The following is a 12,262-nucleotide window of genomic DNA, read 5'->3' as shown; positions in this document are numbered from 1 at the left end:
ATCACCCAGAATAATTATTATAAAACATAAGATATGAAAAAGATAGTTTATCCCATCCTTTTACTAGTTCTAACGGCTTGCAAAGGAAACCAGCAAACTACAAATAACGAATCCGCCGCAATTCCCGTTGCCGAAACGATAGCAGATACCATCGCACAACCCGAAGTGGATGCCATCACTTCAGCTACCTCAAAGCCTAATCAGGTTTCGTTCAACGGACGAATCGTTCTTCCTCCTCAACGTCAGGCAACCATTGCTTTAACCATGGGAGGCATTGTAAAAAAGGCTTCTCTGCTTCCAGGGCAATGGGTGGCTGCAAACAGTGTAATCGCCACGTTAGAGAATCCGGAGTTCATCACCCTGCAACAAACTTATCTGGATAGTCACGCACAGACCGAATATCTCTTAGCTGAATACGAACGTCAAAAAAATCTGTCTGCCGAACAAGCAGCTTCTCAAAAGAAATTCCAGCAAAGTAAAGCGGACTTTCTCTCCATGAAGAGTCGCCAGGACGCCGCTGCTGCACAACTTTCTCTTTTAGGCGTCCAAACGGAGGCATTACTTAAGAACGGAATACAACCGCTACTGGAAGTCAAAGCCCCCATTAGTGGTTATGCCGCTAATGTAGCGATGAATATCGGCAAATATATCAATCCGGGAGAAGCACTTTGCGAACTTATCGATAAAAGCAGCCCGATGCTTTGCCTGACTACTTACGAGAAAGATCTTGCAGACATACAAGTCGGCAGCCCGGTACAGTTTCGGGTAAACGGAATGGGGACACAAACCTTTCACGGCATCGTGATTTCCATCGGACAAAAAGTGGACGAAACCAATCGTTCGCTCGAGGTATATGCTTCCATCAAGGAGGAAAATGTGCAATTCCGCCCCGGTATGTATGTCACGGCACACATTCAGAAACAATAATTGACCAACTGCGCCAACAGCATTCACATTTTATAACCGGTAACTCATAATTTACCACTATCTTTGTTGTATGATAGCCAAAGCAATAAAAAAAGATAAGTATATACTTTCCACAGTCATCATCTCCTTAGCGGTTGCTGTACTGATTCATTTTCCTGAATCAGTATCTCTTTTCGACCGTTTCGAAAGTCATTCCTTATTCCCGGGGATGAAGTTTATAGATGTGGCAAACGAAATACTGTTTACCTTTCTGTCACTATTGTTACTTTTTGCCATCAATACCCGTTTGTTTCATTTCAATCAGGCGTCCATTAAAATTACAGGGACAAAGATTTTGCTTTCCTTTATCGTGACATGGATATTGAGTAACTTGTCAGGACAGTTTTTTGTTTTCCTTCACAGAACGTTTGATATTCCGGCCATCGATGCCATGGTACATCATTATTTGCATCCATTGCGGGATTTCATTGTGGCATGTCTCGTCACCAGTAGTTGCTGTATCATTCATCTTATATTCAAGCAGCAACTGGTACTTATTGAAAACGAACAGCTTCAGGCAGAGAATCTCCGCAATCAGTATGAAGTACTGAAGAATCAACTGAACCCACACATGCTGTTCAACTCGCTGAATACCCTGCGTTCGCTGGTACGCGAAAATCAAGATAAAGCGCAGGATTACATTCAGGAACTCTCCCGGGTACTAAGGTATACTTTGCAAAGTAATGAGTCACAATGTGTCAGTCTCCGGGAAGAAATGGAATTTGTTTCCGCTTATATATTTCTATTAAAGATGCGTTTTGAGAACAATCTACAATTCGACATACAGATAAGCAATGCCTACGAAGAATATCTCCTCCCTCCAATGGCGGTGCAAGTGTTGATTGAGAATGCAGTAAAGCACAACGAAATCAGCAACCGGAAGCCATTGACCATTCATATCACGACGGACGATAACGGCAATTTGTCTATCAGCAACGACATTCAGCCCAAATGGACTGCAACTTCCGGAACCGGCATCGGACTTGCCAACCTTGCCAAGCGATACAGGCTTTTGTTTAAACGGGATATACAAATAACGGAGGACAGAGAGTTTACAGTTTGTATTCCTTTGATTGAAAAACCACAACTAGAACAATAATCACCATGAAGATTGTCATTATAGAAGACGAAAAAGCAGCAGTACGAAACCTGACTTCACTGCTTAATGAGATAAAACCGAATGGAGAAATCGTGACCATACTGGATAGTATCAGTTCCACTATCGAATGGTTCAGTTCTCATCCGATGCCGGAACTGGTATTCATGGATATTCACCTGGCAGATGGTTCCGCCTTCGAGATATTCAATCATATCAATATTACTTGTCCGATTATCTTTACAACTGCCTATGATGAATATGCATTACGCGCATTTAAAGTAAACAGCATCGACTACTTATTAAAACCCATCGGTAAGGAAGACATAGAACACGCTTTCGATAAGCTGCAAAGTTTACAGGATGCTGCTGACAAACACCAGTTTCCTTTTCCACAACAGGAAAATGAGCTACTGAAACTGATACATTCACTCCAAAAGCAGGAAAACTATAAAAGTCATTTCCTTATTCCTAGCAAAGGAGACAAACTATTGCCCGTTTCTGTAGATATGATACAATTGTTTTATATTAAGGACTGTCAGGTCAAAGTAGTCTTAACCGATGAAACCGAATACTGTTTTTCTCAAACATTAGATGAACTTACGGAGTGTCTCAATCCTTCTCTTTTCTTTCGGGCTAACCGCCAATATCTTATTTCGCGAGAAGCTATTAAAGATATTGACTTATGGTTCAACAGCCGCCTGTCCATTAACTTGTATTATTCAGGAATCAAAGAAAAAATACTTGTCAGTAAAGCCCGAGTAGCAGAGTTTAAAGAGTGGTTCTCTAAGAGAAAGCGTTGATTCCGAGGCATTGCCTTCTTAGAACAAATAGCAAAACAAAGTGTTTCAAGTAATGAAACGAAGTGTTTCACACCGAGAAACAAAATGTTTCGCTACTTGAAACTAAGTGTTTACCTATATGAACAAGCCATTATCTGCATAGATTCTGCAAATAACTACATACTTTCGATGGATTTACTATATCCTTATAAACTTCAGGTTTAACCTATCAACCAAATCAAGACGAGACAGGGTGAGAGTAACTGTTTACCCTCACCCTACTCTCACTCTTACCCTCACACCTGTAACTATGATGAATAAGCGGTTTGAGTCAATGGGTGAGAGTGCGAGGGTAAAAAGCATCTCCAAACTTTTTCTGAATCTTTAAGGTGCAGAAATTCTCTGAAGTAATCAGCAGACCGATAAACTTAATCCATTCTGCCTGCCTAAGGGGAGGATACATAAATAGGAATGATTTCGGAGAAAATGCAATAAAAAAAGAAAGAATATCTCCAAAGATACTTATCTTTGCCCCACAATGTCAATCTTCAGACACCGAAAATTATTTATTCATTTAAAAGATACACGAATAAAGATGAAATCTCCTATTTCAATCCTCACATGGCTATGTCTTCTCTTCCTGGCTAGTTGTATATCCAACAAGAAGACTTCTCTCGAGGCTTTCAAACAGGATGTCTATACACCTGAATATGCTACTGGATTCAAGATTCTGGGTGCGGACAAGGCCGCCAGCACACTTATTCAGGTTTCCAATCCATGGCAGGGAGCCAAGGACGTAAAAGTGTCTTATTTCATTTCACGCAACGGTGAACAGGCACCTGCCGGATTCAACGGACCTACCATCCCTGCCGGAGCGAAACGTATCGTATGTATGGCTTCTTCCTACATCGCCATGTTCGACGCTCTAGGTCAAGTGGACAAAATTGTCGGAGTATCGGGCATCGACTATGTATCCAATCCATATATTCTCGCACATAAAAATTCTATCAAGGACATGGGCCCCGAAATGAATTATGAGTTATTATTAGGACTGAAACCGGATGTTGTCCTGTTATACGGTATCGGAGATGCGCAAACTGCCGTAACAGACAAACTGAAAGAACTGTATATACCTTATATGTATGTAGGAGAATATTTGGAGGAATCACCGCTTGGTAAAGCCGAATGGCTGGTAGCTCTTGCCGAATTAACAGACAGCAGGGAAAAAGGCATCGAAATATTCCGTGAAATCCCTAAACGTTATCAAGTTTTGAAAGCGCTCACCGAATCGGTAGAACAACGTCCTACCGTTATGCTCAATACCCCGTGGAACGACAGTTGGGTGATGCCTTCCACACAAAGTTACATGGCACAATTGGTAACTGATGCGGGTGCGGATTACATCTACCAAGAAAACAAGTCTAACAGTTCCACTCCCATCGGACTGGAAACAGCTTACAAACTGATACAAAAGGCCGACTACTGGATTAATGTAGGCATAGCTTCTACGTTGGATGAACTAAAGACGGTCAATCCTAAATTTGTAGACGCCAAAGCTGTACGCGAAAAAACTGTTTACAACAATAATTTACGAACAACACCGACAGGAGGTAATGACTACTGGGAATCTGCAGTGGTACGTCCCGACGTCGTATTGCGTGACCTGATTCATATCTTTCACCCCGAACTCGTATCCGATTCACTTTACTATTACAGACATCTGGAATGAAACAGCCTGATAAACGCACTCCCTTTTTATTCATTACACTGGGTATAGTTGCCATACTGTTATTACTGATAGACATGGCAACGGGAGATACATATATTCCTATCACCAAGGTATGGGCTGTACTCACCGGAGGCGAATGTGACGAAATGACACGGAATATTCTCCTTTCTATCCGTTTCATACGGGTAGTGGTAGCGGCTTTGATAGGAATAGCACTCTCCGTTAGCGGTTTACAGATGCAAACTGTATTCCAGAATCCGTTGGCAGATCCTTACCTGCTGGGAGTAAGTTCCGGTGCAGGACTGGGCGTAGCTCTGTTCATACTAGGTGCTCCATTACTTGGATGGGCGGAGTTTCCAATTCTTCAGTCGCTGGGTATCGTAGGTTCGGGCTGGATAGGAACTGCCATAATCTTATTGGGAGTAGCCATTATCAGCCGGAAAGTAAAAAACATTCTCGGTGTATTGATTATGGGAGTTATGATAGGCTACGTAGCAGGTGCTATCATTCAGATACTCCAATACCTAAGTTCTGCCGAACAACTGAAAATGTTCACACTCTGGTCAATGGGATCTCTTAGCCACATCACAGTCACCCAACTGGGAATTATGATACCGATGTTATGTATCGGTTTACTAATTTCCGTAGCCTGTATCAAATCGCTGAACCTGTTACTGCTCGGTGAAAATTATGCACGAACGATGGGAATGAACATTAAACGTTCACGCACGTTCATCTTCGTTTCTACCGCACTGCTGACAGGAACGGTCACCGCTTTCTGTGGTCCGGTAGGATTTATCGGCCTGGCAGTACCGCATGTCACACGACTGCTATTCAACAATGCCGACCACCGGATACTGGTCCCCGGCACCATGCTGACAGGGCTTATCAGCATGCTTCTCTGCGACATCATCGCCAAGAAGTTCCTACTTCCGGTTAACTGCATCACCGCCTTACTAGGTGTTCCGGTTATTTTATGGGTAATTGCTAAAAACTTGCGTAGATTCAAATGATAGAACTTAAAGAACTGACATTAGGATATGGACAGCGCACGCTGTTGGAAACGGTAAATGCCCGAATCACAGGCGGACAACTCGTTGCCCTGTTAGGACGTAACGGAACGGGAAAGAGCACCCTGCTCCGTGCTATGATGGGGCTGGAAAAGCCTCAATCAGGAGAGATTACTCTGCAAGGAAAAAACATAGCATCATTGAAACCGGAAAAATTAGCCCGGAATATAAGCTTTGTCACCACCGATAAAGTACGTATCGCTAATCTCCGCTGTAAAGATGTAGTAGCTTTAGGGCGTGCTCCCTATACCAACTGGATCGGCCAACTGCAACCGGAAGACCAAAAGCGGGTGGATGACGCTATGCAGCTAGTCGGTATGTCCGGTTATGCAGAAAAGACAATGGATAAAATGTCCGATGGCGAATGTCAGCGAATTATGATTGCCCGTGCTCTTGCACAGGATACTCCCGTCATCCTGCTTGATGAACCGACCGCCTTCCTGGACTTACCTAACCGCTACGAGCTCTGTTTGCTTTTAAAGAAACTGGCACAGGAAGAAAAAAAATGTGTCTTATTCTCCACTCATGACCTCGACATCGCCTTATCGCTTTGCGACTCCATCATGCTCATAGATAATCCGCAGATGTACACGCTGCCTACTCCGGAAATGGTGGTCAGCGGACATATAGAAAGACTTTTCCGAAATGAATCCGTCACGTTTGATGTGCAGGAGATGAGAGTACGCATCAAATAAACAAACAGATATCCGACAAGAATCAGACTGTGTATAAAATAAATAGGTAGCATTCATTTGGGTTCTATATAAATTCGCTATCTTTGCCCCCGAATTGGTTTCAGATAGCCATATCAACTATCTGAATTAAAAGGGAATCGGGTGTAAATCCCGGACAGTCCCGCTGCTGTGAAACTCTATTCAACTTCTTGATATTTACTTTTACCACTGACCGGGTATAGATAGTCAAGGTCGGGAAGGCATCAGGAAGGGAGTCAGTCAGAAGACCTGCCATTCATACCTTTATAGCTGTTTTTACTCGTGGGATAGGAAAATGGCAAACTGTAAAAAATAATCGAGTAGTCATGACATCGGAAATGATTGAAGGAGGATAAATTCTCTCTAGCTAAAATATCAAAAGGACGGCATTAGACCGTCATGCTCAATGTGTGCGTATCCCCGCAGAAGTGATTTCTCCGGGGGTACTTTTAGCTAAACTAAATATCATCATATAATAATCACAATGGAAGTTCTAAGAAATTTATTTGAAGGTTACCCCAATCTTTGGGGCGGCGGAGTGGCACACTCCGTACTGATTCTGTCACTAACCATAGCGTTTGGAATCATCCTTGCAAAAATCAAAGTGCGGGGAGTATCTCTAGGAGTTACCTGGATACTCTTTGTCGGAATCGTATTCGGTCATTTCAACATGAATCTGGACGAACACCTGCTCCACTTTCTAAAAGAATTCGGATTGATTCTGTTTGTTTACTCAATTGGTTTGCAGGTAGGACCCGGCTTTTTTTCAGCATTCAAAAAGGGTGGCTTTACCCTGAATATGCTGGCTATGCTCGTAGTAGTATTAGGAGTAACCATTACTATTATCCTGCACTTCACCACCGGAACTCCGATTACCACAATGGTAGGTATTTTGTCCGGAGCCGTCACCAATACTCCGGGACTGGGAGCCGCACAACAGGCCAACAGTGATTTGAATGGCATAGATGCTCCCGAAATTGCTTTAGGATATGCTGTCAGCTATCCGCTGGGTGTAGTAGGTATCATCCTTTCCCTGCTTGCTTTGAAATATCTCCTTCGCATCAATACTGCTCAAGAAGAAAAAGAAGCAGAAGTCGGTCTGGGACATCTCCAGGAACTTACCGTACGCCCTATCTCCATTGAAGTGAGAAACGAATCGGTAGATGGCATCAAGATTAAAGAACTCCGCCCGTTACTGAACCGTAAGTTTGTCATTTCCCGCATCAGACACCGCGAGGGTGGAGAAACCGAATTGGTCAATTCCGAAACAATTCTACATGTAGGGGATATCATATTAGTGATCTCTACCCCGATTGACGTGGAAGCAATTACTGTATTCTTCGGAAAGGAAATCAAAATGGAATGGGAACAACTGAACAAAGAGCTCATTTCACGCCGTATCCTGATTACTAAACCGGAATTGAACGGGAAAACGCTTTCACAACTCAAAATCAGAAATAACTTCGGAGCAAACATCACCCGCGTCAATCGTTCGGGAGTAGACTTGGTAGCCTCTCCACAATTACAGTTACAAATGGGAGACCGTGTCACCATTGTAGGTTCTGAACTGGCTGTTGCCCATGCAGAGAAAGTACTTGGCAACTCCATGAAACGCTTAAATCATCCGAACCTGATTCCTATCTTTATAGGTATCGCTTTAGGATGTATTCTGGGAAGTCTTCCCTTCGCATTTCCCGGAATTCCGCAACCTGTGAAACTAGGATTGGCAGGCGGTCCGCTCATCGTTTCTATCCTGATTAGCCGTTTCGGTCCGAAATACAAGCTGATTACTTATACCACCATGAGTGCCAACCTGATGCTTCGTGAAATCGGTATTTCCATCTTCCTCGCCTGCGTAGGTTTAGGAGCAGGCGAAGGCTTTGTAGACACAGTCATTCATGGCGGAGGATATATATGGGTAGGCTACGGAGTAATCATAACCATCCTGCCACTTCTAATTACAGGATTGGTAGGACGGTATTATTGCAAGCTGAATTATTTCACGCTTATCGGGGTTCTGGCTGGTTCTACTACCAATCCGCCGGCATTGGCTTACTCCAATGACCTGACCTCCTGTGATGCACCTGCCGTTGGTTACGCTACGGTATATCCGCTCACCATGTTTCTGCGAGTATTGACGGCACAAATATTGATTCTGTCGTTGGGATAACATATTAATATATCCTTTTTCCATCCAACTGATTATTAACAAATGGGGAAAACAGAATCAGATGCCGGAATATTTGTTATTGGTCAGTAGGATATTTTTTTAGAATAAAACAAACTAATTAATAAAAACTTTCTAACTTTGTGCCGTTAAGGTTTCCTTAAACAACTTTTGCGTTGTTAAGGAATGAAAAGGGAATGCCGTGTAAACCGGCAACAGAACCTGCTGCTGTAAATCTCCGCTCCTTGTAATCAGAGAGCAAAATTGCAACACGAAAGTCACTGGATAGTTTATCTGGGAAGGCGTTGCAAAATGGGATGAGTCAGAAGACCTGCCTTGATGCTCTGATTTACACCTGCGGGATTTCGGGTAGTAGTCAAATAGAAAATAAGCAATTATCTTTTATTTGGTATAATAGCTATATGTCCGTTTGTGTAGATTGAATTCAGATCTGAACAAACGGATTTTTTATACCTATAAAATAAAAGACATGCTTTCTATTCAAGTCCATTCATACAATAAGCATTGTATCCATTTACGGTGGATATTATGTTTGATTCTATCTTTATTTACCACATTACCGGCCATTTCCCAATCCAAGGTTCGGCATCAGACTTCTCTGTCCGATACACTTCTCAAACTCAAAGAAGTTACTATCTACAGTAATCGGATGCAAAAAAAGATGTCTCCTGTGCAGATACTGTCCGGCAAAGAACTTGAGAAGCTAAATGTTTACTCCGTTGCCGATGCTTTACGCTACTTTTCCGGAGTACAGATAAAAGATTATGGAGGTATTGGCGGACTAAAAACCGTCAATATACGAAGTATGGGCAGTCATCATGTCGGAGTATTTTATGATGGTATTGAATTAGGAAATGCGCAAAATGGAGTCGTCGATCTAGGCCGTTTTTCATTAGATAATATGGAAGTCATTTCACTATATAATGGTCAAAAAAGTGCCATCTTCCAACCTGCCAAAGATTATAGTTCCGCAAGTGCCATATATATGCAGACACGAAAACCCCTATTCAAAGGGGAAAAGAAAAACAATCTGAACATCGGGGTGAAAGGCGGTTCATTCTCTACCATCAATCCGTCACTACTTTGGGAACATCGTTTCAACGAACGAATAAGCAGTTCCATCAGTACGGAGTATATGTATACATCAGGACGATATAAATTCACATACGCCAAGAAAGATGGTTACGACACAACAGCTGTTCGTCAAAATGGAGACGTAAGAATGTTACGTTTGGAGAATGCATTCTTCGGAAAAGTCCCCAAAGGAGAATGGAAAGCCAAAGCATACCTATACAATTCGGAACGGGGATACCCCGGAGCTGCGGTAAGAGAAGAACCGGGTAAGTTTCGCCATCAGGACCGGCAGTGGGATACCAATCTGTTTGTGCAAGGCTCTTTTCAAAACTATTTTAAGCCTTGGTACAGTCTGCTAGCCAACGGAAAATATGCTTATGACTATCTCCACTATTTATCCGATCCCAGACTGGATGTCACCACCATGTACGTAGACAATCACTACCGACAGCAAGAAATCTATGCTTCGGCCGCCCATTTATTCACCATCTATCCCTGGTGGAGTATGTCATTATCCAACGATTTTCAATGGAATGCATTACGGGCCGATCTCATAGATTTTGTCTATCCAACCCGTAATACAATCCTGACTTCTGCTGCCACGTCCTTTGACTTCAACCGCCTCATGTTGCAGGCGAGCCTGTTATATACTCATGTCGATGACAATACACGTACCAAAGGAGCCAATGCAGGCACCAAAAACAAATACACTCCGTCTGTCATAGCCACCTGGCAACCATTGACCAAGCTCCCTCTGAATGTACGAGCCTTTTATAAGAAAGTCTTTCGCATGCCAACTCTCAATGATTTGTATTATACTTTTATAGGCAATAAGGACTTAAAACCAGAATATACCACCCAATACGATGTGGGTATCACTTTTTCTCACACCTGGAATAACCATTGGCTGAAAAGCCTGGACTTACAAATAGATGGTTACTATAATGAAGTAGATGATAAAATCATTGCCATGCCTACCTCCAACCAGTTCCGTTGGACTATGATTAATCTCGGACATGTGGAAATTCGGGGATTAGACGCAGCCATACGAGGAGAATGGGGCTTCGGAAAGGTGGAACTTAGCACTCTCTTCAATTACACCTATCAAAAGGCACAGGATTTTACCGATCCTACCAGTGAATGGTATGGAGGCCAGATTCCTTATATACCTTGGCATGGAGGTTCCATCATCCTCAATGGAAGTTACCAAACATGGTCCTGTAACTATAGTTTCATTTATACAGGTGAACGTTATGAAGCAGTCGCCAATATCCCGGAGAACTACGCACAGCCCTGGTATACCCACGATTTTTCCCTATCCAAAACTTTTCAATGGGGGAAAACGGGAATACGTGTAACGGCAGAAATTAATAATATCTTCAATCAGCAATATGAAGTAGTGCAATGCTATCCTATGCCCGGTACAAGTTTTAAAATCAAATTAAACGTCATGTTATGAGAATATCTGTTCTATCCATCATTATCTGTTTTGTTCTTCTATCGACTTCTTGTCGCGAAGATGAACGCATTATTCCGTCAACTCCCAACCAAGTTACCCCCGGAGTAAGCGGTACCTCTGTCAAAGGTTTCTTTCTACTCAATGAAGGAAATATGGGAAGCAACAAGGCTACCCTTGATTACTTTGATTACGAAACCGGTATCTATCATAAGAATATCTATGCGGAACGGAACCCGGGAGTCGTACAAGAATTGGGGGATGTGGGAAATGATATCCAAATCTATGGAAATAAGTTATATGCCATCATCAACTGTTCTCATTTCGTAGAAGTGATGAATGTAGAAACAGCAAAACACATCACGCAAATTTCCATACCTAATTGCCGTTATATCGTCTTTAAAGATAAATATGCATACGTCAGTTCGTATGCAGGCCCTGTCAAAATAGATCCCAACGCCAGACTGGGGTATGTAGCACGTGTTGACACTACCACACTGACTGTCAAAGATACCTGTGTGGTCGGCTACCAGCCGGAAGAAATGGTGATTGTGGGCAACAAACTCTATGTAGCCAACTCCGGCGGGTATCGCGTACCTAATTATGACCGCACGGTATCCGTCATCGACTTGAACACATTCAAAGTTATCAAAACCATTGATGTGGGAATCAATTTGCATAGAATGGAATTAGACCAATACGGAAATATTTATGTCTCATCCCGGGGAGATTATTATGACACTTACTCCGAAACATTTGTAATAGATTCCAATACCGATAAAGTAATCGAAGAATTACCGCTTCTTCCCAATACAGAAATGGCTATTTGCAGAGATTCACTGTATGTATACAGTACAGAATGGAGTTATTACACCAACAGTTGGACAGTCTCTTACGCTATCTATAATACAAAAACAAAGAAAACTGATACCCGCAATTTTATTACAGATGGTACGGAAAAATCTATCAAGATACCTTATGGAATAGCAATCAATCCGGAAACAGGTGAATTCTTCGTCACCGATGCCAAAGACTATGTGACTCCCGGCACATTATACTGTTTCTCCCGGGATGGAAAAAAGAAATGGTCAGTCATCACGGGGGACATTCCGGCACATATTGCCTTTACAGATAAGAAACTAAAAGAGATTCAATAATTCACAATTCTATTAATAATTAAAAACAAAA

The 12,262-nt window shown here is 42.4% G+C and carries 9 protein-coding genes and 2 riboswitches; all 9 genes read left to right on the top strand.

The features are described 5' to 3' along the window. The first annotated feature begins 33 nt into the window (after positions 1–33). The 9 genes from DWZ47_RS01155 to DWZ47_RS01115 all read left to right on the top strand — a co-directional run bounded on the left by DWZ47_RS01155 (position 34) and on the right by DWZ47_RS01115 (position 12,231). The gene (locus DWZ47_RS01155) at positions 34–927 is read left to right on the top strand and encodes an efflux RND transporter periplasmic adaptor subunit (RefSeq protein WP_004301142.1); all 894 of its coding nucleotides are present in this window, start codon (positions 34–36) and stop codon (positions 925–927) included. A 70-nt stretch (positions 928–997) separates the two neighbouring features. Next, complete coding sequence (locus tag DWZ47_RS01150; protein WP_004305424.1) at positions 998–2,065, top strand: sensor histidine kinase; 1,068 nt, start codon at positions 998–1,000, stop codon at positions 2,063–2,065. Positions 2,066–2,070: 5 nt separating this feature from the next. Next, entirely contained in the window at positions 2,071–2,865 is a 795-nt protein-coding gene (locus DWZ47_RS01145) for a LytR/AlgR family response regulator transcription factor (protein WP_004324760.1), read from the top strand. 574 nt (positions 2,866–3,439) lie between these two features. Beyond that, the gene (locus DWZ47_RS01140; protein WP_182281599.1) at positions 3,440–4,573 is read left to right on the top strand and encodes an ABC transporter substrate-binding protein; all 1,134 of its coding nucleotides are present in this window, start codon (positions 3,440–3,442) and stop codon (positions 4,571–4,573) included. Then, positions 4,570–5,586, top strand: a complete 1,017-nt coding sequence (locus DWZ47_RS01135) for a FecCD family ABC transporter permease (protein ID WP_008998867.1) — start codon at positions 4,570–4,572, stop codon at positions 5,584–5,586. The genes DWZ47_RS01140 and DWZ47_RS01135 overlap by 4 nt, the downstream gene beginning before the upstream one ends. Beyond that, a complete protein-coding gene (locus DWZ47_RS01130; RefSeq protein ID WP_004312391.1) occupies positions 5,583–6,338 on the top strand; it encodes an ABC transporter ATP-binding protein in 756 nt (251 codons plus the stop codon). Before DWZ47_RS01135 ends, DWZ47_RS01130 begins: the two co-directional genes overlap by 4 nt. A 78-nt stretch (positions 6,339–6,416) precedes the next feature. Continuing rightward, positions 6,417–6,628: riboswitch (cobalamin riboswitch) on the top strand. 212 nt (positions 6,629–6,840) lie between these two features. Beyond that, positions 6,841–8,526, top strand: coding sequence for a putative transporter (locus tag DWZ47_RS01125; protein ID WP_117512119.1), 1,686 nt, complete (start codon positions 6,841–6,843; stop codon positions 8,524–8,526). A gap of 132 nt (positions 8,527–8,658) precedes the next feature. Beyond that, a riboswitch (cobalamin riboswitch) is annotated at positions 8,659–8,877 on the top strand. Positions 8,878–9,013: 136 nt separating this feature from the next. Beyond that, positions 9,014–11,077, top strand: coding sequence for a TonB-dependent receptor (locus tag DWZ47_RS01120; protein ID WP_117512118.1), 2,064 nt, complete (start codon positions 9,014–9,016; stop codon positions 11,075–11,077). Further along, a complete protein-coding gene (locus DWZ47_RS01115) occupies positions 11,074–12,231 on the top strand; it encodes a DUF5074 domain-containing protein (protein ID WP_004312388.1) in 1,158 nt (385 codons plus the stop codon). Before DWZ47_RS01120 ends, DWZ47_RS01115 begins: the two co-directional genes overlap by 4 nt. The last annotated feature ends 31 nt before the right edge of the window (positions 12,232–12,262 follow it).

The organism is Bacteroides sp. AF32-8BH, from assembly GCF_003435205.1.
Taxonomy (GTDB): domain Bacteria; phylum Bacteroidota; class Bacteroidia; order Bacteroidales; family Bacteroidaceae; genus Bacteroides; species Bacteroides ovatus.
This window is presented reverse-complemented; position numbering and strand designations above follow the sequence as displayed.